This is a genomic window from Bacillus sp. 03113 (assembly GCF_006546985.1).
GTDB lineage: Bacteria > Bacillota > Bacilli > Bacillales > Cytobacillaceae > VATK01.
Genome location: NZ_VATK01000011.1, coordinates 125,331 through 151,696, shown reverse-complemented (window position 1 = coordinate 151,696; position 26,366 = coordinate 125,331). Strand labels below are relative to the sequence as shown.

General features: G+C 35.7%; 23 protein-coding genes and 2 pseudogenes. 10 read left to right on the top strand and 15 right to left on the bottom strand.

Annotated features, from left to right (window positions below):
- Nucleotide 1: 1 nt before the first annotated feature.
- From uvrB to adhE, 3 genes are all read right to left on the bottom strand, one after another.
- Complete coding sequence (uvrB, locus tag FDO66_RS12440) at nucleotides 2–1,981, bottom strand: excinuclease ABC subunit UvrB (RefSeq protein ID WP_141432971.1); 1,980 nt, start codon at nucleotides 1,979–1,981, stop codon at nucleotides 2–4.
- Between the two features lie 259 nt (nucleotides 1,982–2,240).
- A complete protein-coding gene (locus FDO66_RS12435; protein ID WP_141432970.1) occupies nucleotides 2,241–2,474 on the bottom strand; it encodes a CsbA family protein in 234 nt (77 codons plus the stop codon).
- A 175-nt stretch (nucleotides 2,475–2,649) separates the two neighbouring features.
- Entirely contained in the window at nucleotides 2,650–5,253 is a 2,604-nt protein-coding gene (gene adhE, locus FDO66_RS12430) for a bifunctional acetaldehyde-CoA/alcohol dehydrogenase (protein WP_141432969.1), read from the bottom strand.
- A gap of 574 nt (nucleotides 5,254–5,827) precedes the next feature.
- Here adhE and FDO66_RS12425 point away from each other — a divergent pair.
- Complete coding sequence (locus FDO66_RS12425; protein WP_141432968.1) at nucleotides 5,828–7,132, top strand: nucleobase:cation symporter-2 family protein; 1,305 nt, start codon at nucleotides 5,828–5,830, stop codon at nucleotides 7,130–7,132.
- A gap of 391 nt (nucleotides 7,133–7,523) precedes the next feature.
- On the opposite strand, the gene FDO66_RS12420 is transcribed toward FDO66_RS12425, so the two are convergent.
- The 3 genes from FDO66_RS12420 to FDO66_RS12410 form a co-directional block, all read right to left on the bottom strand.
- Nucleotides 7,524–8,624, bottom strand: coding sequence for a CotS family spore coat protein (locus FDO66_RS12420; RefSeq protein ID WP_141432967.1), 1,101 nt, complete (start codon nucleotides 8,622–8,624; stop codon nucleotides 7,524–7,526).
- Nucleotides 8,625–8,889: 265 nt separating this feature from the next.
- A complete protein-coding gene (locus tag FDO66_RS12415) occupies nucleotides 8,890–11,220 on the bottom strand; it encodes a heavy metal translocating P-type ATPase (protein ID WP_181444556.1) in 2,331 nt (776 codons plus the stop codon).
- A gap of 11 nt (nucleotides 11,221–11,231) precedes the next feature.
- Nucleotides 11,232–11,552 carry an ArsR/SmtB family transcription factor gene (locus FDO66_RS12410; protein ID WP_141432965.1) on the bottom strand — a complete coding sequence of 107 codons (321 nt, stop codon included), beginning with the start codon at nucleotides 11,550–11,552 and terminating at the stop codon, nucleotides 11,232–11,234.
- A gap of 442 nt (nucleotides 11,553–11,994) precedes the next feature.
- Here FDO66_RS12410 and FDO66_RS12405 point away from each other — a divergent pair, with 442 nt between their 5' ends.
- The 5 genes from FDO66_RS12405 (at nucleotide 11,995) to FDO66_RS12390 (ending at nucleotide 14,248) form a co-directional block, all read left to right on the top strand.
- Nucleotides 11,995–12,198 carry a hypothetical protein gene (locus FDO66_RS12405; protein WP_141432964.1) on the top strand — a complete coding sequence of 68 codons (204 nt, stop codon included), beginning with the start codon at nucleotides 11,995–11,997 and terminating at the stop codon, nucleotides 12,196–12,198.
- 22 nt (nucleotides 12,199–12,220) lie between these two features.
- Entirely contained in the window at nucleotides 12,221–12,667 is a 447-nt protein-coding gene (locus FDO66_RS12400) for a MarR family winged helix-turn-helix transcriptional regulator (RefSeq protein ID WP_141432963.1), read from the top strand.
- A gap of 71 nt (nucleotides 12,668–12,738) precedes the next feature.
- Nucleotides 12,739–13,605 carry a permease gene (locus tag FDO66_RS12395; RefSeq protein WP_141432962.1) on the top strand — a complete coding sequence of 289 codons (867 nt, stop codon included), beginning with the start codon at nucleotides 12,739–12,741 and terminating at the stop codon, nucleotides 13,603–13,605.
- A 12-nt stretch (nucleotides 13,606–13,617) separates the two neighbouring features.
- Nucleotides 13,618–13,770 (top strand): hypothetical protein, encoded by a 153-nt coding sequence (locus tag FDO66_RS20885; protein ID WP_181444555.1) that lies wholly within the window; start codon nucleotides 13,618–13,620, stop codon nucleotides 13,768–13,770.
- On the top strand, nucleotides 13,754–14,248 hold the full coding sequence (locus FDO66_RS12390; RefSeq protein WP_141432961.1) for a GNAT family N-acetyltransferase: 495 nt from the start codon (nucleotides 13,754–13,756) through the stop codon (nucleotides 14,246–14,248). The genes FDO66_RS20885 and FDO66_RS12390 overlap by 17 nt, the downstream gene beginning before the upstream one ends.
- Before the next feature lie 253 nt (nucleotides 14,249–14,501).
- On the opposite strand, the pseudogene rpsN reads toward FDO66_RS12390, so the two are convergent.
- The 3 genes and pseudogenes from rpsN to sufU all read right to left on the bottom strand — a co-directional run bounded on the left by rpsN (nucleotide 14,502) and on the right by sufU (nucleotide 16,343).
- Nucleotides 14,502–14,764 (bottom strand): annotated as a pseudogene (rpsN, locus tag FDO66_RS12385) (30S ribosomal protein S14).
- A gap of 130 nt (nucleotides 14,765–14,894) precedes the next feature.
- Nucleotides 14,895–15,911, bottom strand: a complete 1,017-nt coding sequence (locus FDO66_RS12380) for a CobW family GTP-binding protein (RefSeq protein WP_141432960.1) — start codon at nucleotides 15,909–15,911, stop codon at nucleotides 14,895–14,897.
- A complete protein-coding gene (gene sufU / locus FDO66_RS12375; RefSeq protein ID WP_141433029.1) occupies nucleotides 15,912–16,343 on the bottom strand; it encodes a Fe-S cluster assembly sulfur transfer protein SufU in 432 nt (143 codons plus the stop codon).
- Nucleotides 16,344–16,789: 446 nt separating this feature from the next.
- Here sufU and FDO66_RS12370 point away from each other — a divergent pair, with 446 nt between their 5' ends.
- From FDO66_RS12370 to FDO66_RS12360, 3 genes are all read left to right on the top strand, one after another.
- The gene (locus FDO66_RS12370; protein WP_141432959.1) at nucleotides 16,790–17,743 is read left to right on the top strand and encodes a metal ABC transporter substrate-binding protein; all 954 of its coding nucleotides are present in this window, start codon (nucleotides 16,790–16,792) and stop codon (nucleotides 17,741–17,743) included.
- A 76-nt stretch (nucleotides 17,744–17,819) separates the two neighbouring features.
- The gene (locus FDO66_RS12365; RefSeq protein WP_141432958.1) at nucleotides 17,820–18,527 is read left to right on the top strand and encodes a metal ABC transporter ATP-binding protein; all 708 of its coding nucleotides are present in this window, start codon (nucleotides 17,820–17,822) and stop codon (nucleotides 18,525–18,527) included.
- The gene (locus FDO66_RS12360; protein ID WP_141432957.1) at nucleotides 18,473–19,297 is read left to right on the top strand and encodes a metal ABC transporter permease; all 825 of its coding nucleotides are present in this window, start codon (nucleotides 18,473–18,475) and stop codon (nucleotides 19,295–19,297) included. Before FDO66_RS12365 ends, FDO66_RS12360 begins: the two co-directional genes overlap by 55 nt.
- A 171-nt stretch (nucleotides 19,298–19,468) precedes the next feature.
- Here FDO66_RS12360 and FDO66_RS12355 read toward each other — a convergent pair.
- The 6 genes and pseudogenes from FDO66_RS12355 to FDO66_RS12330 all read right to left on the bottom strand — a co-directional run.
- Nucleotides 19,469–19,973: pseudogene (locus FDO66_RS12355) on the bottom strand (GTP cyclohydrolase, FolE2/MptA family); the annotation flags it as partial.
- Complete coding sequence (locus tag FDO66_RS12350) at nucleotides 19,970–20,398, bottom strand: protein-tyrosine phosphatase family protein (RefSeq protein ID WP_141432956.1); 429 nt, start codon at nucleotides 20,396–20,398, stop codon at nucleotides 19,970–19,972. The gene FDO66_RS12350 and the pseudogene FDO66_RS12355, both read right to left, overlap by 4 nt.
- 110 nt (nucleotides 20,399–20,508) lie before the next feature.
- Nucleotides 20,509–20,928, bottom strand: coding sequence for an arsenate reductase (thioredoxin) (gene arsC, locus FDO66_RS12345; protein ID WP_141432955.1), 420 nt, complete (start codon nucleotides 20,926–20,928; stop codon nucleotides 20,509–20,511).
- Nucleotides 20,929–20,949: 21 nt separating this feature from the next.
- The gene (locus FDO66_RS12340; RefSeq protein ID WP_141432954.1) at nucleotides 20,950–22,248 is read right to left on the bottom strand and encodes an arsenic transporter; all 1,299 of its coding nucleotides are present in this window, start codon (nucleotides 22,246–22,248) and stop codon (nucleotides 20,950–20,952) included.
- Nucleotides 22,249–22,262: 14 nt separating this feature from the next.
- Nucleotides 22,263–22,607, bottom strand: coding sequence for an ArsR/SmtB family transcription factor (locus tag FDO66_RS12335; RefSeq protein ID WP_141432953.1), 345 nt, complete (start codon nucleotides 22,605–22,607; stop codon nucleotides 22,263–22,265).
- Nucleotides 22,608–22,816: 209 nt separating this feature from the next.
- Nucleotides 22,817–24,007, bottom strand: a complete 1,191-nt coding sequence (locus tag FDO66_RS12330) for a PDZ domain-containing protein (protein WP_141432952.1) — start codon at nucleotides 24,005–24,007, stop codon at nucleotides 22,817–22,819.
- A gap of 407 nt (nucleotides 24,008–24,414) precedes the next feature.
- On the opposite strand from FDO66_RS12330, the gene FDO66_RS12325 reads away from it, so the two are divergent.
- Nucleotides 24,415–26,238, top strand: coding sequence for an APC family permease (locus tag FDO66_RS12325; protein ID WP_141432951.1), 1,824 nt, complete (start codon nucleotides 24,415–24,417; stop codon nucleotides 26,236–26,238).
- Nucleotides 26,239–26,366 lie beyond the last annotated feature (128 nt).

The window sequence follows — 26,366 nt, the reverse complement described above, 5'->3', positions numbered from 1 at the left end:
TTCACCCTTCCGCTTTTAGCTCTAATAGGAGATCACGCAGTTCAGCTGCTCGCTCAAAATTCAATGCTTTAGCTGCTTCCTTCATTTCACTCTCCATATCCGCTAATACTTTCTCACGTTCTTTTTTCGATAACTTGCCCAAATGAGCGGTAGCATTGTATTCTTCCTGTTCTTCTGCTGCATGAGTGGCCCGGATGGATTCACGAATGCCCTTTTGAATCGTTTGGGGAGTAATTCCATGCTTTTCATTGTACGCTTCTTGAATAACGCGGCGTCGCTTTGTTTCTCCAATGGCAAGCTCCATTGAATTTGTCATTTTATCTGCATACATAATGACATGACCATTAGCGTTTCTAGCGGCGCGCCCAATCGTTTGAATTAAGGATCGTTCAGATCGCAGGAAGCCTTCTTTATCTGCATCTAAAATCGCGACTAAAGAAACCTCTGGGATATCAAGGCCTTCTCTTAATAAATTAATTCCGACTAGAACATCATACTTTCCAAGACGAAGCTCTCGAATAATTTCAATCCGTTCAAGTGTTTTTACTTCTGAATGTAAGTATTGTACTTTGATCCCAATTTCCTTTAAATAGTCGGTTAAATCCTCCGACATTTTTTTCGTTAAAGTTGTAATAAGCACCCTTTCCTGTCTTTTAATTCGATCATGTATTTCTCCGATTAAATCATCGATTTGTCCTTCTATTGGACGAACCTCAATTAACGGGTCCAACAAACCAGTAGGGCGAATGATTTGCTCTATCATAACAGGCGTCCGCTCAATCTCATATGGACCTGGGGTAGCTGAAACATAGACGATTTGATGAATATGCTTTTCAAATTCTTGAAAAGTAAGCGGCCGATTATCTAATGCAGATGGCAAGCGAAAACCATGCTCGACTAAAACCTGCTTCCTTGCTTGGTCTCCATTATACATCCCCCTAATTTGCGGGAGTGTTACATGAGACTCATCAATCACAATGAGCAAATCCTCAGGAAAATAATCGAGTAGTGTATAAGGAGTTGAACCCAAAGGCCTTAAGGTCAGATGACGAGAATAATTTTCGATCCCAGAACAAAATCCCATTTCCCTCATCATTTCTAAGTCATATCTCGTTCTTTGCTCAAGCCGCTGTGCTTCGAGTAATTTTTCATTCGAGCGTAGTAAAGTCAGACGCTCTTCCAATTCCTGTTCAATATTTTCAATTGCTTTTCTCATTTTCTCTTCCCGGGTAACGAAGTGAGAAGCCGGAAAAATAGCCACGTGCTCTCGGTCCCCAATGATTTCGCCGGTTAAAGCGTCCACCTCTCGAATTCGTTCAATCTCATCCCCGAAAAATTCAACTCTTAAACAATGCTCATCTCGTGAGGCAGGAAATATTTCAACCACATCTCCTCGCACCCGAAATCTTCCACGCTGGAAATCAATATCGTTTCGATCATATTGAATATCAACGAGTCGATGAAGCAGTTGATTTCTTTCGATTTCCATACCCGTTCTTAAAGAAAGAACCATTTCACGGTATTCCTCAGGTGACCCTAAACCGTATATGCAAGACACGCTAGCGATGATGACAACATCCTTTCTTTCAAAAAGAGATGAAGTAGCAGAGTGTCTTAACTTATCAATTTCATCATTAATACTAGAATCTTTTTCAATAAACGTATCCGTTTGTGGAACATACGCTTCTGGCTGATAATAATCATAATAGCTAACGAAATATTCGACCGCATTATTTGGGAAAAACTCTTTGAACTCACTATAAAGCTGGCCAGCTAAGGTTTTATTATGAGCAATCACAAGTGTTGGCCGATTGATTTCTTTTATAACATTGGAAATAGTAAACGTTTTACCCGTCCCTGTTGCCCCTAGCAAGGTTTGATGCTTTTTTCCTTGATGAATGCCTGATACGATTTCTTGAATCGCCTTTGGCTGATCTCCTTGAGGCGAATATTTAGAGACTAAATCAAATTTTTCCGTCACGAAAAGAGCCCCCTGTTCAAAATAAGATACGTTTCATTTATTTAGAGTTATCAACTTTTTACATTTAGCTGATTTCAATATTTTTCCGATTAGAAACTCATAATTCCATTCTACCACAAAGACTAAGATTCAAACCATAAATATGCGAACGAATATTCGTTTTCCAAACAGAGAATTTCCTTAATAATGAAAAAAAGGCTGATGATCAATTGTATATACACATTGAGCCAGCCTCTTATCATCATATTTTTGTCATGTTTTAAATACTTTGACGGGTCCTTCCCTTCATCCTTCTTGAATACCAAAATCCAACTGTTAACGAAAAAGCATCAACAACAATAAGAGCAAATGAATCAGTATATCCCTTATATACCGAACCAGCAATTAAAGCAACTGTTAAGACTAACCCAATAACAGAACTATAAGTTACTCTTCCAAACAATAATACTAATAAACCTGGAAAAAATAGTGCTGATAAGTATTTTAGTACCATTGCTTTCCACCTTCTCTACCTGACGTTTTATCATTAGAATAGTTGTTTATCCTTGAAATTACAAGGCTTTATAAAATGAACAGAGATGAAACGGAAGAAGGCATGTTTATATAAAAAAAAAGCAAAAGGGATTAGCTTTCTACAAGCTAAATCCCTTTTACTTAGACTATTTTCATTATACTCCTTTATAAGCCTTCCTATATAAATCTGCTAATTCTTCAACTAATGGAAGCTTTGGATTGGCTGTTGTACATTGATCCTCAAACGCACGGTCAGCTAAATAATCAACTTTGCTTTCAAATAATTTCGCATCTATGCCACAAGCAGCGATACTTAACGGGATGTTTACCTCTTTTGACAGAGTGATAATCGCTTGAACCAGACTTTCTACTCCTTCTTCAACCGTAGCTGCAGGTAGACCGAGCATCCTTGCTAATTCAGCATAGCGTTCATCTGCTTTAAAATACTCGTATTTTGGGAAGGAAGTAAATTTTTTCGGTTTTTGTGCATTGTAACGAATAACATGCGGAAGTAATATAGTATTTGCACGTCCATGAGCAATATGGAACTCTGAACCGAGTTTATGAGCAAGACTATGATTAATTCCTAAAAATGCATTTGCAAAGGCCATTCCTGCAATGGTGGAAGCGTTATGCATTTTTTCACGAGCCACTTCATCTGAACCGTTTCGATAAGCCCTTGGTAGATATTCAAATACAAGCTGCACTGCTTTCATCGCCAATGCGTCTGTATAATCATTCGCCATATTAGACACATAAGATTCGATCGCATGAGTTAACACATCCATTCCTGTATCTGCTGTAACAGCCTGCGGAACGGTCATAACAAATTGAGGATCAATGATCGCTACATCAGGAGTTAATTCATAATCCGCAAGTGGATATTTCACATTCGCTTCCTTATCCGTGATGACAGCAAAGGATGTAACCTCTGACCCTGTTCCAGATGTCGTAGGAATCGCTACAAATTCAGCTTTTCCTCCTAGATTTGGATACTTATAGATTCGTTTTCGAATATCTAAAAACTTTTGTTTTAATCCATGGAATGATTCGTCTGGATGCTCATAAAATAACCACATAGCTTTGGCAGCATCCATCGCAGATCCACCCCCAAGGGCAATAATCACGTCTGGTTGAAATTTAGCCATCAATTCTGTACCTTGCATTACGGTATCAATGGATGGATCAGGCTCCACATCTGAGAAAATTTCGCAATGAACATAATCCGGACGCTTGCGCAAATAATAAAGTACTTTATCGACATAGCCAAGCTTCACCATAAATGGATCTGTGACAATCATCGCTCTAGAAATATTCGGCATTTTTTGTAAATATTGAACCGCGTTTTTCTCAAAATAAATTTTTGGTGGAACCTTGAACCACTGCATATTCACATTCCTTTTCGCTAATTTTTTTGTATTAACGAGGTGTACCGTTGTTACATTCGTTGAGACTGAGTTTTTCCCATAGGAACCACAGCCAAGGGTTAAAGAAGGCATATAAGCATTATAAATATCTCCAATTGCACCTTGAGAAGATGGAGCATTATTGATAATCCTTGAGGCCTTCATTCTTAATCCAAATTGCTGAACAACAGCCTCGTCTTCTGAATGAATGACTGCAGAGTGGCCTAGCCCTCCAAATTCAAGCATTTCTTCTGCACGTTTCAATCCTTCTTCTGTTGTATTGACTTTATAGCATGCTAGAACTGGGCTTAGTTTTTCTCTTGAAAGCGGATCTTTTGGTCCAACACTTTTTAACTCTGCCACAAGTATTTTTGTATCTTCAGGTACCTGAATCCCAGCAAGCTTGGCAATATAATGCGCTGTCTTTCCAACGATATCTGCATTGACAGCACATGTATTTTCATTAATGACTAGCTTTTCAACCTTCTGTTTCTCCTCTTCATTCAAAAAATAACAATTATTTGCGATCATTTCGTTTTTTACTTCTTGATAAATTTCTTTATCAATAATCACTGCTTGCTCTGAGGCACAAATCATACCATTGTCAAAGGTTTTTGAAAGAATAAGATCATTTACCGATCTTTTAATTTTTGCTGTTTTTTCTATATAACATGGGACATTTCCTGGTCCTACGCCTAAAGCAGGCTTCCCACAGCTATATGCTGATTTCACCATTCCAGCTCCGCCTGTTGCTAAAATAAGAGCGACATTCGGATGGTTCATTAAAGCCTGAGTTGCAGTGATTGAAGGCTTCTCTATCCATTGAATACAGTTTTCTGGAGCACCAGCTTTAATGGCTGCATCACGCAAGATCCTTGCTGCTTCGCTGCTGCTTTTTTGTGCAGATGGATGAAAAGCAAATATGATTGGATTTCTTGTTTTAATCGAAATGATCGCTTTAAACATTGTAGTTGAAGTAGGATTCGTCACAGGTGTGACTCCAGCGATGACACCAATTGGTTCAGTAATTTCAATAATGCCGTCATGCTTATTATCATTAATGATTCCTACAGTTCGGTCATATTTTATATTGTGATATATATATTCAGTAGAAAAAATATTTTTAATAATTTTATCTTCATAGACTCCTCGTCCCGTTTCTTCTACCGCTAGTTTTGCTAAATACATATGTTGATCTAAGCCAGCAAGCGCCATTTCCTTTACAATATGATCAATCTTCTCTTGGTCTAATTGATAGAAGTCTTCCAAAGCTTTCTTTGCTTTTGTCGTTAAGTCATCAATCATTTTATTCGCATCTTCTTTTAATTTTAGATCCTTTTCTGTTACCGACACTCCTGATCCCTCCACTTTATGCTTCAAATGAATGTTCCAGACAATGAATAGTGAATAATAGTCATGTGAAATATTTCACATAATAGCACTTAATAAAAACTACTATTAAAAGTAGCTCATAATGTAAGACTATGGTTAACAAAAAATTCTGACTTTTTAATTTTCGACTAAATGCAGAAATGCTGTGATCAACATAATAATATTTCCAAACACTCCTTTCTTATCTTTATATTGACATTTTAAGCGTTTCCACAAAGAAGTTCAATCCTTTTTCCTTAACTGTAACAATATGCTCACAATTTCACAAATACTCAATCTTTTCCTCATTCTAGTGTGATTCAACCATTATGTCCCAACTTATTTACCCAATAAAGTAATTATTCCCCGAAATAATGTTAGATCATCTAACATCAAACAAAGAAAAACATCTCATTTTTGTTCAATATATACATATTATCTAATTAACTTAGTTTATTATAACTAATGACAATATTCAGAATAATACATATAATGTTACTTAACATTACATAATTTTACACCTGGTTTATATTAAACTTTAGGAGGCCAAATTTGAATGGAAGAAACAAAAAAGATGAAAGTTTTCTCATTGGGGCTGCAACATGTTTTAGCTATGTATGCAGGAGCAATACTCGTCCCTTTAATTGTCGGACGAGCATTAAATTTAACTGCTGAACAACTTGCTTATTTAGTATCTATTGATTTATTAACCTGCGGAATTGCAACATTGCTTCAAGCAAGAAAAGGTAAATATTTAGGGATTGGATTACCAGCTGTTTTAGGAAGTTCTTTTGTTGCTGTTACGCCGATGATTGCCATTGGTTCACAATATGGGGTTACAGCTATTTACGGATCCATCATCGCCGCTGGTATATTTATCGTTTTATGCGCTGTCTTTTTTAGTAAAATCGTTAAACTTTTCCCTCCTGTCGTTATTGGTACGGTTGTCACGATTATTGGTTTAGCATTAATACCTACTGGAATTAGAAATATGGCGGGCGGCGTTGGCAGCAAAGAGTTTGGAAGTCTAGAAAATTTAGCACTTGCTTTTGGTGTTTTAGTCTTTATTTTACTACTTAATCGTTTTTCTCGTGGATTTATACGATCTCTTTCGGTTCTCATTGGAATCATTGCTGGAACTGCAGCAGCTTCCATCATGGGTAAAGTAAATTTCTCTGCTGTACAAGATGCTTCTTGGTTTCATTTACCTAAGCTATTTTACTTTGGAATGCCTTCATTCGAATTAGGCCCAATTATCACTATGATCATTGTAGGTACAGTTGTAATTATCGAATCAACAGGCGTATTTTTTGCTTTGAGTAAAATCTGTGATCAACCTATAAACGAAAAAGATTTAGCCCGTGGATATCGCGCTGAAGGATTAGCATTTATTTTAGGAGGTGTTGTCAACGCCTTCCCATATAACACCTTTGCACAAAATGTAGGACTTGTTCAATTATCCAAAGTGAAAACTACAAATGTAGTTGTTGCTGCTGGAGGAATATTAATCTTTCTTGGTCTCATTCCAAAAATAGCTGCTTTTGCAACTATTATTCCTACCTCTGTGCTTGGTGGAGCAACAGTTGTCATGTTCGGAATGGTCGTCTCTTCTGGTATCAAAATGCTGCAAGCAGTTGACTTTAGTGATCAAAGCAATCTTCTTATTGTGGCATGTTCCATTTCTTTAGGTCTTGGTGTTACTGCTGTCCCAGATCTGTTTGCACAATTGCCTCAAAGTATTAAAATTATTGTCAGCGATGGGATCATTACAGGAAGCTTATCAGCTATTCTATTAAATGTCTTTTTTAACCTTCGCCCTAAAAAACAAACGGTTCCTATGCAAGAAGCAAAGGAAGCATAAGAAAATCGCAAGGCGCGCCCGCTTTCCTTTCCTGGTCCATTGTAATAATATTGCGGGCATTTTTGATTAGAAGACTGGCTATAACGATCACTCCATTTAATGAGATTTGATTGATAATGAAGATCTTGATGAGATCGTACTATTATTCTACTTTTAATCCTATTATATCAAGTTGCAAAGACGATCATCATTTTTTCAATCGCAATAATTAGAAAATCATTTTTTCTGGCCTATCTAATTTCAAAAAGAGAATACCAGACAAATGCAGGTTGCTTCAATTATTATTTCCTCGTTTAAAGAAACATGAGTGAAATCATTTCAGGAAGATGAAACGATTTCACTCAATATAGCGTTTTCTTACTTTTATGTGGTTCTTATCATATATGGTTGCTTAGCTGACACCCTTCCCCTTCCAATCTTTAGAAATTTCTTCAAGTGCAGGCCATTTAGATTGATCCGTCTCCACGATTGTTTGAATTAGTTGTGTAGTTTCATCATTTAGGAACAGCTCAGGCTCATATACAACCTCTTTAATATTTTTATAAAATTCGTTCGGCATAGATAAATCAATCATTAAAATTTCATAAAGCTCTGCTGATATTGGATTTGCTTCATGATAGGCTTTGATCATTTCTCTGATCCACGTAACATCCCATTGAAATAAATCAGACATGGTCCCTGCAATTAATTTTCTTAAATCTCGGATAGGAAGATCAAAAGCAACCCCATCAAGGTCGATAATCCACATTCCATTAGAACCCATTTGTCCATTTGAAAAGCCATAGTCTTGGTGAACTAATCCCCAATAAGCATTCCCTTTTTTGACCAATTCCAAATAACTCGATTGATTTAGCTTTTCTAGGCCCCTTTTACCTTGCTCCTCAAACATATCGATGACATTTAATAATGCTGGGCTTGCAGGCATCTCATGATAGGCATTGGCAATATTTCGAAACCAGTTCATTTTTGCAATAACCTTTTTATAGCTGCTTAACCATTTATGAACCCTCGAAGCGACTTCAGCTTGTTTTGGCGGAATATACCCTTTACTAAGACGATGAAATTCGCCAAGTGCATTACATAGATGTTTCGCGCCTTCCAAATCCTTAGAAACAGGCTCCAAAGGTTCAATCCATTCAGCAACAAACCATAATTTCCCTCCCGACTCAACAAAGTTTTTTCCATCCTTTGTTTTGACAATTGCAGGCACACGCGCCTTTTGTACATCTACCAAATATTCCTGTGCACCAAGGCTAAACATGCTTCTAGTCGGACGTCTATGCAAAAGCTTAAAGCTTTTTGGACCTTTATTTGTTTCTATTCTCCAAATTGCACCACCCTTATCCGGCTTGGTTGTCACAATTTGGATGCTATTGACTGATAAATCATAGCTTTTCAGCACCTCTTGGCCGAGCTTTTCAATATATTCTGGAACAAAAAACTCATGAGTAAACTTATCTTCTAACCAAGGTTCAATGATTACCTTTCCCACACTACCCCTCCTATAATACTTCTTAAACATGGATTCCTCTTTCTATTAAATTATGTTTAAAAATTGAAAATGTTTAGGACAAGAAAGTAAATTTTTGATTAAAAAGGGGATTTTTTGTTATGCTTTACCATGAATTTGGATTAAAAAAAGACGAAAAAAGTCTTCGTCTTATAACTGGGGATTTGAAATAATGTTTAACGTTTGTAAAAAAAACTTTTTTTAAAAAAATAGAGATGTCTCTAATTAAGAAACATCTCATAAATATCTATTCTTTAAACTTTAACAATCTTAATGAATTTAAGATAACAATTAATGCAGCACCTGTATCACTTAATACAGCCATCCAAAGTGTAAGCCAACCTGGGAAGATTAAAACTAGCGCAATGACTTTAATAATGATAGAGAACCAAATATTTTGTTTAATAATCGTTAAAGCTTTTCTGCTTAACTTCATTGTATGAGGAAGTTTATCTAGATTATCAGCCATTAAAACAATATCTGCTGTCTCCATTGCGGTACCAGTTCCTGCACCACCCATCGCAATACCTAAATCTGCTGTTGCGAGTGCTGGAGCATCATTTATTCCGTCTCCTACCATTGCAACCTTATGTCCTTCTTTTTGTAACTTCTTAATAGCATCAACTTTGTCTTCTGGCAATAAATCTGCGAAAAATCGATTAACATTAGCTGCTGATGCAATCATTTTTGCAGTTCCTTCATTATCTCCAGTCAACATAACAGTTTGATTAACTCCACTTTGATTTAATGCTTTTAAAGCTGAAGTAGCAGTTTCACGTATTGTATCCGAGACTGCAATTAACCCCATTATTTGATGTTGAGTCCCTATTATAACCACCGTTTTCCCTTTGTTCTGTATTTCAAGAACATGGCTTTTTATATTGTCTAACTGTACATTAAATTCTTCAAAAAGTTTAAGATTACCAGCGTAAAAAATATCTCCTTCAATAGTCGCTTGAACGCCTTTTCCAACAATACTTTTAAATAACTCACCATCTTTAGGTTGAGTTCCTTTTTCATTGGCATATTGAACGATTGCCTTTGCTATAGGATGTGTTGAATAATCTTCTAGTGTTAAGGCTATTGAAAGTAATTCCTCTTCTGATACGTTTAACGCCTTGATTTCTGTTACTTTAGGCTTTCCTTCAGTCAAAGTACCTGTTTTATCGAATGCAATGGCAGTGATGGCACCTGCTTTTTCTAAAAACGTTCCACCTTTAATTAAGACTCCGCTTTTAGCAGCATTCCCTATGGCGGATACGATCGCAACAGGAGTAGAAATTACCAATGCACAAGGACAAGCTACAACTATTAGTTCTAGACCTTTATAAAACCAATCTCCCCAAATGCCTATTCCTAGGAGTGGAGGCAAAATGATAATCACCAAAGCTAGAATAAATACAATTGGTGTATAAATACTAGCAAACTTATCAACAAACGCTTCTGTTGGAGCTTTTTGTTCCTGTGCTTCTTCAACTAGGTGAATGATTTTTGATATGGTTGTATCTTCAACTAACTTTGTAACCTTAATTTCAAGGGATCCATTTTCATTTATAGTCCCTGCGTATACTGTGTCACCAATTTCCTTATCTACAGGAATAGATTCTCCTGTAATAGGAGCCTGATTGACGCTTGATTCTCCTTGAACGATTTCACCGTCTAATGGAATTTTATCACCTGGTTTAACAATGATGGTCTGCCCAACAGATATATCTTCAACAGACTTATTAATAATCTCAGAACCAATTTTAACCCAAGCTTCTGGAGGAGCTAAATCCATAAGATTACGAATTGAATTCCTTGTCCGTTCTATAGATTTAGTTTGCAGGAAATTACCAATAGCAAATAACCAAACAACGGTAGCCCCTTCAAACCATTCACCTATTAGAGAAGCTCCAATTGCCGCAGCAGACATTAGAACATTCATATCCAGTGAACGGCTTTTTATAGAATAGAATGCACTCTTAACTGGCTTATAACCACTTATCACCATTACAATTGCGTATAGCAACGTAGACATCAAGGTAGAAACTCCAGTAAATGAACCGATAAAACCAAAAGCTATTAGTACACCAGATATAATAATAAGACCATTTTTATTTTTATTTTTGTTAGGTTGTATCAATTTATTTTTTGATTGTAATGAAGCTTTATATCCGATTTTAGAAACTTCAGAAATAATTTCATCTATACTGTTGGAATGTTCAATTTTCATTTTCCCAGTTGAGAAATTAACACTTACATTTTTAACGGATGGATGGGTACTAAAGTGATTTTCTATGCTTTTAGCACAACTTCCACAGTCCATACCTTCAATATTGTATGTTTTTATATGTTTATTTTGATTTATAGATTCTACGGAATATCCGAGTTTTTTGATTTCACTCTTAATCGGGGTTAAAACATTTCGGTTATTTTCACTCGATTGGGAACTACTGCAACAATTCGCTTCTATCTGAATCAAATTAGGTACCGAAGAAGGATTATCTAAAGTATCTTTGCTGCCGGTACAACAACTTGAAATCTTTTTTACAGTTGTTTCAGCACTTTTATTTGTGCTACAGCATTTGTCAGCCATATTTAACACCCCTAATATACATGACGGTCGCAACATGCAACATCATTTTGAACATCGTTAAGTACTACATCGAACATTGCTAATAGATCTCTTATATGTTGGTTACGTAAACTGTAAAAACAGTATTTCCCTTCATTTCTTCCAACAATAATTCCACAGCCTTTTAAACAGGCAAGGTGCTGTGAAATATTTGATTGATTCCCGTTGATCTCTTCTACAATTTGAGATACCGTTTTTTCTTTATCTTTTATACATTCGAGAATTTGAAGCCTTGTTTTATTCGAAAACCCATGAATTAATTTAACTTTTGTGTCAATTTCGATATATTGCATCTATTTCCCCCCTAACATATTAGATTGAGCTAATATGTTTTGTTAACATCATATTAGCTCTGTCTAATATGTGTGTCAAACAATTTTAAAAGAGGTAACAACAGATAAGATCAAGCTTACAACTGTGAATTTGAAATAAAGTTTAACTGATTGTAAAAAAGATAAACCAATCTTCTACATATTTTAATAGCAATATCGTTTTTACTTATTGCACTAACGCAGCAAGTTTATTCAAGAAGGAACCAAAAAGTTTGTGAATTCCTATTACACACTCTCTTTATTTTTGTCTTCCTTTGAAATACTAATCAGCAAAATGTATCCATTGAAAAAGCCATATTTGCCATATTAAAGAAAAAAAACATTAAAAAATAGTTGCGTTTTACAAGTAATTATATATAATAAAATTAAATCAATAATATTTGATGTAAGGAAAGTGATAATCGTGATTGTTAATAATTCAGGGAATCTATCGATTGAATATTTTCATTCCTACTTTCATTTAATCATGACTGTGTTTGAAATCGATGTTGAGGAAGCGAAAAGCTACATCATTACTCAATTCTTTCAAGGAGATTCATGTTCCCGTGGAGAAAAAACAGAGCGTAGTTTTCAATTTGCCTATAAACAATTGGTAAATAATCATTAAAGTATGAAATGAGGTTATAAGAATGGAAAATCTCCGTGAAATTTTGCAGACAACTATGAGAAGATTTGGATTACTAGATAAAAACTGCTGTTCTATAGGAACAACAGAAATCTCTCTTGTTCAAAGTCATATCTTATATGAAATTGATAAAAGACATCACCCATCTATGCAGGAAATATCAGAAATATTAGGAATGGATATCACTACTTTTAGCAGACAAATTCAGAGCTTGATTAAGATGGAATTGGTCGAAAAAAGACAGTCCTTTCAAGATAAAAGAGTGTATGAACTCCATTTAACGACGCAAGGAAAAATAATCGCAACATCAATTGATACCCAAATGAATCAGTTCCTAAATGAAGTATTTTCATATATGACTGATTTTGAAAAAGAAACGGTCATCCGTTCCTTAACCTTACTCAATGAATCTATGGCCAAGAGTAAAATGTGCTGTAAACCTGTTCAATAAGCAAGTACATATACTTGCTTTTTAAATAAATTCATACTTGCATTTCGCAACTAAATGAAGGAGGACCTACAATGTGGTTCGAAGTTTTCAAGAGTTTTTTATGGATTGCTTTTGAATTAACCATTTTATTTATTGGAATTTCATTTATTATTAACATCATTCAAGCATTTGTTCCTTATGAAAAAATGGAACAGCTCATGGAGAAGAGTCATCCACTCGTTAGTGCATTGATCGCTATTTTTTTCGCATTTGTCACTCCATTTTGTTCATGCTCCACGATACCTGTGGTCGTTAATTTATTAAACAATCGAATTCGATTTGGCATTGTAATGATCTTTCTTTTTTCATCGCCCGTCTTAGATCCAACGATTCTAACTATTATGACCGCATTACTTGGGTGGAAAGTAGCTATTTATTACACCCTTATCACAACCGTCCTTTCCATCATCATTGGATTTAGTCTTGAAAAGTTAGGTTTTGAAAAAGAAGTGAAAAACGTATTAGTCAAAAATTATGTGCCAGAAACAAAAGGATTTAATTTAAAGAGCGCCTTTTCAGAAACCATAACACTCATAAAAACGGTGTATCCTTATCTTCTAATAGGGGCTGCCATTGGTTCTATTATCCACGGAGCTGTACCAACTAAATTTATTGCTCAATATTTTGGAGGAGATAATTGGTGGCTTGTTCCGATTGCAGCTATTGTAGGAATCCCCCTATATATCCGTTTATCAACGATGATTCCAATCTCCCAGATTATGATTGCAAAAGGAATGGCATTAGGTCCAGTTATGGCTCTTATTATTAGTTCTGCTGGGGCTAGTTTGCCAGAGGTCACTTTACTCAATAGTATTTTCAAAAAGAAATTAGTCTTTGCCTTCGTTCTTTCCGTATTCAGTATGTCGACGATTTCAGGATTCTTATTTTACTTTATCTAGGAGGTGATATCGTTGAGTTTATTTCAAAAATTATTCAAAACAGAAAAGAAAAATGATTGCTGCAATATCATTATTGAAGAAGTTGATAAAAAAGAAGAAGCAGCTTGCTGCCAAAAAGAAGAGCAACTTAAAGAAAAGGAAGATAAAGATGAACATTCATATTGATTTATTAACCAAGGATCATTGGGAACAAGTATCTACTATCTATCGCCTTGGCATTGAAACAGGAAACTCCACATTTGAGACCACAATACCTGACTGGGAAAGTTGGAAAAACAGTCATGATCTATCTTGCAGCCTGGTTCTAATGAATAACCATCCACTTCAAACCATTGGTTGGGCTTCTATAAGCAAGGTATCAAGCCGATGCATCTATGAGGGAGTTGGAGAAGTCAGTATTTATCTCCATCCTGATTATCATGGGAAAGGGTTAGGAAAAAAACTGTTAGAAACATTAATTGATCACTCTGAGAAAAAAGGGTACTGGACCTTGCAGTCTGGGATATTTCCTGAAAATAAAGCAAGTATTCATACTCATATAGGTTGTGGTTTCCGGGAAGTTGGAATAAGAGAAAAGATCGGAAAACATAAAGGTATTTGGAGAGATGTTTTATTTATGGAAAGAAGGAGTCCAATGTTTTAGGAGTCCTTTTCGTTTAGACGTTTCTATTCCTAGTTTTTATAAAAAAATTCTAAGGGTGCAGCCAACATTATGATAATTAACGAAAATATACGCTAAGCAAAATCCAACATAAAACGAGCAGATTTATCTATTCTAAGAAAAATCTGCTCTTGTTTTTCTAAACTCGTTATTACGGACAAAGAGGTTCTTATACAAAAAACTAGTATAACAAGAGACAAATCACTAAACAGCATAAAACCTTATGTTTCATCTCTTACCAACTGGATTTTTTCACCCCTGGTATTTGTCCTTTATATGCAAGTTCCCTAAATTTAATTCGAGACATTTTAAACTTTCGCAAGTTTCCTCTAGGTCTCCCAGTTATCTCACAACGATTACGTAAGCGTGTGGGGGGTGAATCTCGTGGCAGCTTTCGTAATGCTTCGTAATTCCCTTTTTCTTTTAGCTCTTTTCTTTACTCTGCATATTTTGCTTTTGACGCTTTTTCTCTTTTACAATTTTTGATTTTTTAGCCAATGAGATCTCATCCTTTCTGTTATAGTTTTTGTTTACTAATTATTTGAATCATTAGCACACCATCTTAAATAACAGCAATTACCTAGGTATTCTTTAGGGATGTCTTTCTCTATAAGGGTTTTATATCTCCTCATGAAACAGATTTCGATTGAGATTCTTCTGCAATGCAGTTCGTAAACTGCTTTTGAAACCAATCTCGATCAAGGTTTTTTCCGATAAAAACAAGCTCGCTTATCTTATTTTCAGTCTCTTTCCATTCTCGCTCTTCATGACCCGCAAATAGCATATGGAGCCCTTGAAAAACCACTCGACGTTTTTCTCCTGCTACGTTTAAAATACCTTTATAGCGATACAAATCTGGGCCCATTTCTTGTACAAGATAACTCATCCATTGATCTATTTTCCTTAAATCTAATGGCCTTTCTTCTCGTAATACAATAGATGAAACAGTGTCATCATGATGGTGATGATGCCCCTCTGCATCCAACAGGTAAGGATCTATTTGTAGCTTTACATCTACATCAAAAGTATCGATTTCTAGGATTTGTTTTAAATCAACTCTACAGTTTTGTGTATGAATTACAGTTGCAGTAGCATTCATATTACGTAAACGTTGTTCTACAGCCTGCAATGTACTAGAGGAAACCAAATCCGTTTTATTTAACAATAAAACGTCTGCAAACGCGACTTGTTCTTGAGCCTCATGATCCCTATCTAACTGATCACTAATATGTAAGGCATCAATTACAGTAACAATAGCATTTACATAGTAATGCTGCTGAATAGTTGGTTCTACTAGGAATGTTTGAGCTACTGGACCTGGATCTGCTAGGCCTGTTGTTTCGATAACAACACGATCAAATGCTGCTTTTCCTTCTTTCCTTGCACTATAGAGCTGTTGGAGTATACGAATTAAGTCTCCACGAACCGTACAGCAAATACATCCGTTGTTCATCTCGAAAATTTCTTCATCTGCTCCTACTACAAGTTGATTATCAATTCCAATTTCACCAAACTCATTCACGATGACTGCAATTTTTTGGTTATGCTGCTCAGATAGGATGTAATTTAATAACGTTGTCTTACCAGCTCCTAAAAATCCTGTTAAAATTGTAACTGGAATTAATGATTGATTTGCCACCTTTATCTACTCCATTCTATTCAAAGTTTTAAGCATTTTATCATACGCTTGCCACGGCATAAGAGCACAGTTATGTCTAGCTCTTAATTTATGAACACCTTCTAAGGAAAGCCAATCTCCTAAATCTGAATCTACTGTTTCTCCTGTTCGAATTAGTTTTTCTGCACTAATCCGCAGACTTGCTACATCCTCAAGGGACTTCCCTTTTATAAGTTCTGTCATCATAGAAGAAGAAGCTATACTAATACTACATCCCTCTCCTAGGAATGAAATGTCTTTAACCTTATCATTCTCCAGCCTCGTATATAGGGTCATAACGTCTCCGCAGGTAGGATTTTTATAATGAATCTTTATAACATGTTCTCCTTGAAGCTCATAGTGGTTTCGTCGCTGTTTATTATGATTTATAATGGTCTGCCTATATAAATCGTTAAGCATGATTCCGCACCCCTTCATAATAGATCCCTCCTTAAAACGAAATAATTACGATTTATTATATACATTATTACTAGTAACAAAACTTATATTCATTTATACCTAAAATAAATCGCGATTATTATAACCCCTCCTTAAAACGTAATGATTATGATTTATGTTGTAGATGATAGTTTTCTATTTGTAAGTGAAAAACTCCTGCAAAATAAATCTATTCTTTAAATATTACATAATAATCTTCCAAGCCCATTGACATTACTTCCTAATATAAGGTACCTTTTATTTATAAAACGTAATTATTACGATTTATAACACCCCCTCTTCTTTCGTGGGAAAGAATCATATGAGTATTGATGATTGAAGATAATGGTCGTAGTATTATTTTTCGTAAATCGTAATTATTATTATTTATATTAGTTACATATTTGAAAAAGGAGAATGAGTAAATCATGAAAAAATGGAAGTATGGTGCATTAGTAACTGCTTTAGCTCTTTCTACTGCTATTGTAGGCTGCTCAAAACAAGATGACTCAAAAAGCAATAATAAACAAGATGAGTCTCTTAAGGTCGTTACAACATTTTATCCTATGTACGACTTTGCAAAAAATGTGGTTGGATCTAATGGAAAAGTAGATATATTAGTTCCTGCGGGGACAGAACCACACGATTTTGAACCCTCCCCAAAAGATATTGCTAAAATTGAAAATGCTGATGTATTTGTATACAACAGCGACTCTATGGAAACATGGGTACCTAAAGTACTAAAAAGCCTGGATAATAAAAAAATAAAAGTGGTAGAGGCAAGTAAGGATATTTCACTTATGGAAGGTACTACAGAGGAAGAAGATGATGAGCATACTGATAAGGAACAAGAACATCCGATGGATCCTCATGTATGGTTAGATCCAGTGCTAGCCCAAAAAGAAGTAGAAAATATTAAGAAAGCAGTTATAGAAGTAGATCAAGCACATAAACAAGACTATGAAAAAAATGCAGATCAATTTTCTGCAAAGCTAAAAGATTTAGATAACCAATTTAAAACAACGCTTGGTCATGCAAAACGTAAAGAATTTGTAACGCAGCATGCGGCATTTGGATATTTAGCAAAAGAATATGGCCTTACTCAAGTTCCAATTGCTGGTCTTGCTCCTGACCAGGAACCAAGTCCAGCCAAATTAGTGGAACTTCAAAAGTATGTGAAAGACAACAATATTCAAGTGATTTACTTTGAAGAAGTAGCTTCTCCAAAAGTAGCGAAAACTCTCGCGGATGAAACAGGAGCAAAAACAGTTGTATTAAGTCCGATTGAAGGAATTAAGAAAGAAGAACAAGACAAGGGAATTGACTATATTAGTTATATGAAAAAGAACTTGGATGCATTAAAACAATCTATTATGCAATAGAAGTAGTAGTACGTTTTACAATCATGTAAAACGTACTTTTTCTGCTTACGCTAAAAGAAAGGACAAGGAGTATTTCATGAAGCTAATATCTATGAATCAGGTTCAATTTAAGTTTGGAAATGAAACCATTTTAGAAGATATTTCTCTCGATATACATAGTGGTGAGTTTGTTACACTGACTGGACCGAACGGAGCGGCAAAGTCTACTCTGTTACGAATTATGTTGGGCTTACTAAAGCCTTGGAGAGGAACTGTAAACATTAGTAAAAAAAATGAACAAGGAAAGAAGGTTATCGTTGGTTACGTCCCACAACAAGTTTCTTCCTTTAATATAGGATTTCCAAGTACCGTGTTGGAGCTTGTACAATCTGGCCGTTTTCCTCGTGGAAGGTGGTTCCGTTCACTTTCTAAAAAAGATCATGAGCATGTTAAGCAAGCGTTACTTGGAGTCGATATGTGGAAATTTCGTAATAGCAAGATTGGAGAGCTATCAGGTGGACAAAAGCAACGCATTTGTATCGCTCGTATCTTAGCTTCTGAACCATGCATTTTGGTTTTAGATGAGCCTACAACCGGAATGGATTTTGAAAGTCGCAATCATTTTTATCAATTGATGAGACACCATGTTACAGAGCATGGAAGAACGGTCATCATGGTTACACATGACTTGGATGATGTAAAACCGTATGCAGATCGAAAAATTTATCTAGAAAGAAAGGAGAACACACAATGGAGATGCTTCACTTTGGGTTCATGCAGCGAGCATTTTGCGCCGGTGGATTAATTGCCGTCATAGCCCCCATATTAGGGATGTTTTTGATTTTAAGACGCCAGTCTTTAATGGCGGATACCCTTTCTCATATTTCATTAGCTGGAGTAGCGCTCGGTCTAACACTTCGTTCTAATGTCAATTTAGTTACGATTATCGTTATTATTATTGGAGCAATAGGCATTGAATATATGAGAAATACCTATCGTACATATTCAGAAGTATCCGTAGCTATCCTCATGGCAACAGGCTTATCCTTTGCTCTCGTCCTAATGAGTTTAGATCAGGGCGGAATCTCCACTAATGTGGAACAATATTTATTTGGATCTATTATCACCATTAGTAAGGAACAGCTTCGTTTCTTAGTAATAGTTTGTATCTTGGCAGGAGTTTATTATCTAATTTTTCAACGCCCTATGTACGTGTTAACGTTTGATGAGGATACAGCCTTTACAAGTGGATTGCCTACAAAATGGTTATCCTTGTCTTTTAGCGTGTTAACAGGTCTAACCATATCCGTTATGATGCCTATTATAGGAGCATTACTTGTTTCAGCACTCATGGTACTACCAGCGGCTATTTCAATGCGCATGGTAAAAGGATTTAAAGCAGCTATTCTGTTTAGTATGGCAATAGGCGTTATTAGCATGTTTATAGGGCTTGCATCTTCGTATAAAATAGGGACACCTCCTGGAGCAACCATTACACTCATCCTTGTATTGTTTTTAATTTGTGGCCTTTGTATCCAATGGTTTTGGAAATATATTCGTTCTAATCGTACGTAGGAGGAAGAGGATTCTCCGTAACTCAATCTAGAAATAACGTATTACGATATAAAGAGTAGGGAGAGTTCCATTCCAGGATTAGACGTAATGTAAAGAAGGGTGGAAATGGATTCCTTATAACTCAGGAAGGATAGAAATAAGCTGATTCTTCACCAGAATCAGCTTATTTCTTTATTTAGCATATGAAAGTGTAGCTATTGCATCATGTAAATGAATAGACTCCTCATTCTTATATTCTACTGTAAAAGATGCTATCTATTCAATTTCATAAAGGTCAGCTGCCACGAGACACCATGTCCTCTACAAAACGAGGGTTTTCGTACGCCTTTTCCGTAACTATTTTTTCGTCCGGCCTCTTTAATACAGGATAAATACATGAACTTGTATTTGATTCGGCTGCATCTAGTAAAGCTTTTTTCCAATCTTGTTCTTCGTCATAATCATCTGAAAGACGAACTTTCATGGTGACATAGCCACGCTGGTTATGCGTACTATACTCACTAATTTCTTTAGAACACGGACATAAAGTAGTGATTCCACATATCAAGGTTACGTCGTTTGTAAACCCGGACTCTTGATTATATGAAATGCATATTCTGGCAGTTGCATGATTTAATCCAGTTAGACCAGAAGACGGACCTTTGCGTTTATAAAACCAAGGAAATTCCACCTCTAAGCATTTGGAAAAATTCTTTTTAATGCTTCTTTCAATTCAGGTTTAACATTGATTTTCGGACGGATGACTTTAGCTTTACTTTCAGCTTCATCCAACGTTTTAGCCTCGCCAAGAGTTAAAAGTGTTCCGATTGCAACAGTCCCAGTCCGATTGCTTCCCCCACCACAATGGAAGTAAACTTTTTTACCTTCATTGTATGCTTTTATAACTTGATCAATAGCTTGGTTGACGGATTCATCCTGCTGATTGGCGTCATCCACAATAGGGCTATGAACACGGTTATAAGTTGTACTCTTTTCAGAATTTTCAGATCTTAAGTCAAATACAATGTCTACTTTATCCTGTTCTAACACATCTTGTATGTCGTCAGCCCCACCAATAAAAATACGGTTTTTAATTAATTCTTGATAGTTTTTAGTCGTCATGTTTCTTTCCACCTTTCTAAAGCCTGACTCCTGTCGTTAGGTTTAGGTTAATATGTAATTTACTTAGAGTTGAAAGCCGAGAGAAGTCTCCCGGCTTTTAGAATTAGTGTCTACTCACCGATTTTAGCAAAACGATCAATTCTTTCACCAATTTCATCACGAACACGTTGGAAGAAAGCCCATTTTTCTTCTTCTGTTCCCTCTGCTTTTGCAGGATCATCAAATCCCCAGTGTACACGTTTGATATGTGGAGGAGTTACAGGACAATTGTCTGCCGCATGACCGCAAAGTGTTACAATTAAATCAGCGTTATTTAATATTTCTGGATCAATCACATCAGATGTTTGATTCGAAATATCGATTCCTGCTTCTATCATTGCTTTCACTGCATTCGGGTTTAGTCCATGTGCTTCAAGTCCTGCACTTTTCACTTCCCACTCCTCACCTAAGTGTTTTTTTGCCCAGCCCTCTGCCATTTGGCTTCTACACGAGTTACCTGTACATAAGAAATAGATTGTTTTTTTAGTCATGTTGCATGTCTCCTTTAATAATTAGTGAATAATGATCAACCATATATATAAACCAACTAAAGTAATAAACAGTGCTGGAATGGTTAGAATAATTCCTGTTTTAAAATAGGTTCCCCAGGATATCTTAACCCCTTTTTGGGATAAGACATGTAACCATAATAGGGTTGCAAGAGAACCGATTGGGGTGATTTTAGGACCTAAATCTGAGCCAATGACATTGGCATAAATAAGAGCTTCTCTTACGACGCCACTTGTATTTGTATCTGCAATAGCTAGTGCATCAATCATAACAGTCGGCATGTTGTTCATAATGGATGAAAGAATAGCAGCTATGAACCCCATCCCTATTGTTGCAGCAAATAAGCCTTGATCGGCAGTCACTTGAATAAGATCAGCTAAAATATTCGTTAATCCTTCATTTCTTAACCCATAAACAACTACATACATTCCGATAGAAAAAAAGACGATTGCCCATGGTGCTCCTTTGATGACGGCTCGGGTATTAACAGCAGTGCTTCTTCTAGCCATAGCGAGGAAAAAGATCGCTACAATACACGCAATTATTGATACAGGTATTCCAGTCAATTCACTTGCAAAATACCCAATTAAAAGGATTCCTAACACAAGCCAAGATAATCGAAACATTTTTTTGTCTCGAATAGCTTCCACTGGCTGTTTTAACTGAGAGATATCATAATTTTTCGGTATACTTTTACGGAAAAATAGAAATAAAACCAAAATGCTTGCTACTAAGGAAAAGATGTTTGGAATAATCATCCTAGAAGCAAATTCAGTAAATTTAATTCCAAAAAAGTCTGCAGATACTATGTTAACTAAATTACTCACGACTAACGGAAGAGATGTCGTATCCGCAATAAAACCACTCGCAATAATAAAAGGGAATACCATCTTTTCATTAAATTTTAGATTTCGAACCATCGCTAATACAATAGGAGTTAAAATAAGGGCTGCACCATCGTTAGCGAAAAAGGCTGCTACTAGTGCTCCCAATAAAGAAACGTAGACAAACATTCGAACCCCGTTTCCTCGTGCAGCTCTTGCCATATGAAGAGCTGACCACTCAAAAAAACCGATTTCATCTAATATAAGAGAAATAATAATGATTGCGATAAAAGCTAATGTTGCGTTCCACACGATAGAAGTAACATCTATTACATCTTTAAAATCAACTACTCCTACGATTAATGCAAAGATCGCTCCTCCACAAGCAGACCAACCGATCGATAAACCTTTAGGCTGCCATATAACTAAAATAAGCGTTATTAAGAAAATCACTGAAGCTAATATAACTGATATCAATACTTAAACCTCCATTACTCACACGAAATTCGCAATCCATTTTTTTCTAATTCTTGTAATTTAAACTCTTGATTCGGTAGATATTGAAGTAAGTTTTGGACGATTGGATAATAATCGTTTTCTTTGTTCAATGAATAGATGATCCATTGTCCTCTTCTTGTTTCTCTTACAATTCCTAAATCTTTTAACTTGCGCACGTGTTGACTAATGGCAGGCTGGCTGGTTTTAAATATTTCAACAAATTCACAAACACAACAATCATGTGATTCTAAAATCTTCACTATTGCTAAACGGGTTTTATCCCCTAACAACTTTAAGATTGTGGCTGCTTTTTCTATTTCAATAGTTGATACTCGCATAAAAGCACCTCCAATATTTAACCAAATATCAGTATATAATAATTTGCTTATATAATATATTACTTATATATTAATTTCAATTGACTTTCTGTAAACTCTTTGTAAAAAAATATAAAAAAACAGTTACCCATTTTATTTTTATATGGAGTAACTGTTTTTAAAGATATTCCGAGAAAATATGAAGAGGTTTAGGTGAAATCTCATAACAACTATACCGCTTCATGCCCCCATTTCTTTTCATCCTGGACGAATAAAATGCCTAGCTCATGATGATCTCCTTCGTATAATGCTCTTTGAACAAATCGAATTTGTCCGTTAACATCAAGGACTTCCAGCTTACAATACGCGCCATTATGCTGAAGTGCTTCATAAAATTCGCTTTCTTTTTGAACAGAAAAACCATTTGCCTTTGTTATAAGCTCTCCCACTTGTAAATCCATTTTACTTGCAGGTGAATCTGGTATAATGCCAAGAATCATAAGACCATTATTCTTTTTTGAAAAAAAGACTGGTAAGCTTTCATCCGCAATCCTTTGTCTTAAAGAAAGAAGCTCTCTTCCAATGATAGCTATTGCAACTACACCAATCGAAGCAACAGGATACCAATAACCGATTATAGTAAGAAGAGCAATCAAGATACCAAAAGCCATGATTCTTTTTCCAAATATGGTAATCGATACTGAAGGAAGCTGACCTTGAATTTGCTGGTGAAATCCAATCATAAAAGGGACTAACAAAATATAGTAAGACCCATTTCCAATCGAAAAGACCGGCCACCACTCAAAGGGTGCTTCAATTCCGCCAAAAGGAACAAATAGAAAAATCGGAACCATCCATAAACGTTTTACCTCATGAACGCCAATAATTTGTCCTCTTTTGCTTTTTTTCAGCTTAGGAGAGGTACCTTTTCTTCCATTTCTCATGATTAATACACCTTCCCCAATGATCATGAGCGAAAGCAATACGGCCATCGATGGAAAAATACCTTGCTTTACATTTAATAATTCATGAGAAAAATAAGGGATTTTCCAGCCCTTTGTTAATGCAATGATCGTTAAAAAAAAGGAAAATCCTAACGTATATACTGGAGATAATAGGCGAAATTTTAAAGTAAAACTCCAGACAAACGTCAATAAAACAATAAATACAACCGCTTCTATCGGCAGGGCAATTCCCAATATAACCGTAAAAATGGAAATCGCAAGTCCAACTAAGATCCCACTAGTCAGCTGCTTCAATTCAAAATAAGCATTTTCTGATCGGATATGAAAATTTTTTCTTTCTCTTTTCACTCGAGATACACCTAAAAACGCCGCTAAAAAGAATAGATAATAAAACACAGGATTCAAAAATAACTTTCCCGCTCCTGTTAAAACTTCAATTAGCCATTCTTGACTCATCCTGTCACCAACCTCTATCTGTCTCATTTATTCAGTATGATCTATTATATTTTATCAAAATGGCATCCTAAAACCTATGCTAGTCTGGTGAAAAATGAAGTTTTAATAAAATCATGAATTTTTTTAAATAATATAAAATACTTTATGTATGTATCTATCATCAAAAATTGTTCACAAATAATGATTAATATTATTTTTCATTCTATTGGTGGTTCAATTATATCAAGATTTGTGCTATCCTTTTCACTATATTTTTATTATTAATGAAAGGAAATTTTTTCTATCTACAACTGTGTAAGCTCCATGCATTCCCAGTATGTCTGTTGAAAATTTAGGCATCAATAACAAAAAATAAACTTTATGGAAACTAAATATGAATTCTATTTTTACACACCGGAGGCTTTAATATGCTGCAAATATTTAAACGGTTTCTAATTGGAAGACCTTTAAAATCAACTGCATTAGGCGAACAAAAATTAAATAAATTAAAGGCATTAGCTATTTTATCATCGGATGCCCTTTCTTCAGTTGCATATGGAACAGAACAAATATTATTGGTTCTTGCCACGATTGGGGTCATTGCTTTCTGGTATTCGATTCCGATTGCGATTGGTGTTTTGGTGTTGTTAGTCGCACTCATTTTATCCTATCGTCAAATTATTCATTCCTATCCACATGGGGGAGGAGCTTATGTTGTTTCTAAAACAAATTTAGGCGTCAATCCAGGATTAATTGCTGGTGGTTCATTACTGGTCGATTATATTTTAACTGTGGCGGTTAGTGTGTCTGCAGGAACAGACGCTATAACCTCAGCTTTTCCAGCTTTACATGAGCATACAGTTGGGATAGCCATTTTACTTGTTGTCTTCATTACAATATTGAATTTAAGAGGGGTAACAGAATCAGCTTCTGTTCTCGCCTATCCAGTTTATTTATTTGTTTTCTCACTTGTTTTACTTATTGTTGCTGGACTGTTTAACATTATGACTGGGCAAGCTCCTTCTACTTTACATGCACCAATAGGAGCAGCAGTACCAGGGATCACCGTCTTTTTACTGCTTCGTGCCTTTGCATCAGGCTGTTCCGCCTTAACAGGAGTTGAAGCTATTTCTAATGCAATTCCAAACTTTAAAGAACCTGCAGCAAAAAATGCAGCCAATACCCTATTAATGATGGGTGCCATTTTAGCTGTTCTTTTTACAGGTGTGACATTTTTAGCTTATTGGTATGGCATCACACCGAAAGCAGAAGAAACAGTTGTGTCTCAGCTTGCTTCCAGTATGTTCGGCAGGGGAATATTCTATTACCTGATTCAAGGAGCAACAGCGCTAATTCTCGTACTTGCGGCAAATACAGGTTATTCTGCATTTCCGCTCTTAGCTTATAACTTAGCGTCTGATAAATACATGCCGAGAATGTTTCTTATGAGAGGAGATCGGTTAGGCTATTCTAACGGAATTATTACTCTTGGACTTGCGTCCATCCTGTTAATCATTGCTTTTAAAGGGCAAACTGAGCATTTGATTCCTTTGTATGCTGTAGGGGTATTTATTCCGTTTACTTTATCGCAAACGGGAATGATCGTTAAATGGGTACGAGAAAAACCTAAAGGCTGGATTACAAGGATGCTTGCTAATTTACTTGGAGCAATCATTACTCTTTCTGTCCTTTGTATTTTATTCATTACAAAATTTACACAAGTATGGTCAGTACTAATCTTTCTACCCATTATCGTTTACATTTTTCATCGGATCAACAAACATTATGATGCTGTTGGCGAACAACTGCGAATTAAACCGGATGAGCTTCCTGAAAAGATTGAAGGAAATGTAGTGATTGTACCAGTTGCAGGCATCACAAGAGTTGTTGAGCACTCTTTAAATTACGCACAATCCATTGGAGATTATGTAGTTGCTGTTTATATTGCATTTGACAGAGAAAGTGAACAGCAATTTGAGGAAAAGTGGAAAAAATGGAAACCAGAAATTCGATTAGTGACATTATTCTCCTCCTATCGAAGCATCCTGTCACCGATTTCCAAATTTGTGGATACGATTGAAAGTAAATCAGATAAAAATAACTATTCTGTAACCGTACTGATCCCACAATTTATTCCAAAAAAGAGCTGGCATAACATCCTGCATAACCAATCGAGCGTTTTATTGCGAGTATACTTGCTTTATAAGAAAAACGTTATTGTTTCAACCGTACCTTACCGATTCCATAAGTAAGCTCTTAGCTATTTCAATGAGCAAGCACCATTTCAGTGGTGCTTGTTTTTTTAGTTAGGCTATGTTAATTAGTTGATTTTTGAATCATTTAGCCTTCATGAAACACAGGGAACAAGTGAACTTTCTCC

Excerpts from the sequence above, each read along its gene's own strand:
- FDO66_RS12425 (WP_141432968.1), top strand. The coding sequence starts at position 5,828 with ATGGAAGAAACAAAAAAGATGAAAGTTTTCTCATTGGGGCTGCAACAT.
- arsC (WP_141432955.1), bottom strand. The coding sequence starts at position 20,928 with ATGACTAAAAAAACAATCTATTTCTTATGTACAGGTAACTCGTGTAGA.
- FDO66_RS12435 (WP_141432970.1), bottom strand. The coding sequence starts at position 2,474 with ATGGTACTAAAATACTTATCAGCACTATTTTTTCCAGGTTTATTAGTA.
- FDO66_RS12330 (WP_141432952.1), bottom strand. The coding sequence starts at position 24,007 with ATGAGTCAAGAATGGCTAATTGAAGTTTTAACAGGAGCGGGAAAGTTA.
- FDO66_RS12370 (WP_141432959.1), top strand. The coding sequence starts at position 16,790 with ATGAAAAAATGGAAGTATGGTGCATTAGTAACTGCTTTAGCTCTTTCT.
- FDO66_RS12410 (WP_141432965.1), bottom strand. The coding sequence starts at position 11,552 with ATGCAATATATCGAAATTGACACAAAAGTTAAATTAATTCATGGGTTT.
- FDO66_RS12395 (WP_141432962.1), top strand. The coding sequence starts at position 12,739 with ATGTGGTTCGAAGTTTTCAAGAGTTTTTTATGGATTGCTTTTGAATTA.
- FDO66_RS12325 (WP_141432951.1), top strand. The coding sequence starts at position 24,415 with ATGCTGCAAATATTTAAACGGTTTCTAATTGGAAGACCTTTAAAATCA.
- FDO66_RS12415 (WP_181444556.1), bottom strand. The coding sequence starts at position 11,220 with ATGGCTGACAAATGCTGTAGCACAAATAAAAGTGCTGAAACAACTGTA.
- FDO66_RS12365 (WP_141432958.1), top strand. The coding sequence starts at position 17,820 with ATGAAGCTAATATCTATGAATCAGGTTCAATTTAAGTTTGGAAATGAA.
- FDO66_RS12360 (WP_141432957.1), top strand. The coding sequence starts at position 18,473 with ATGGAGATGCTTCACTTTGGGTTCATGCAGCGAGCATTTTGCGCCGGT.
- FDO66_RS12400 (WP_141432963.1), top strand. The coding sequence starts at position 12,221 with ATGGAAAATCTCCGTGAAATTTTGCAGACAACTATGAGAAGATTTGGA.
- sufU (WP_141433029.1), bottom strand. The coding sequence starts at position 16,343 with ATGCTTAACGATTTATATAGGCAGACCATTATAAATCATAATAAACAG.
- FDO66_RS12350 (WP_141432956.1), bottom strand. The coding sequence starts at position 20,398 with ATGACGACTAAAAACTATCAAGAATTAATTAAAAACCGTATTTTTATT.
- FDO66_RS12335 (WP_141432953.1), bottom strand. The coding sequence starts at position 22,607 with ATGCGAGTATCAACTATTGAAATAGAAAAAGCAGCCACAATCTTAAAG.
- FDO66_RS12390 (WP_141432961.1), top strand. The coding sequence starts at position 13,754 with ATGAACATTCATATTGATTTATTAACCAAGGATCATTGGGAACAAGTA.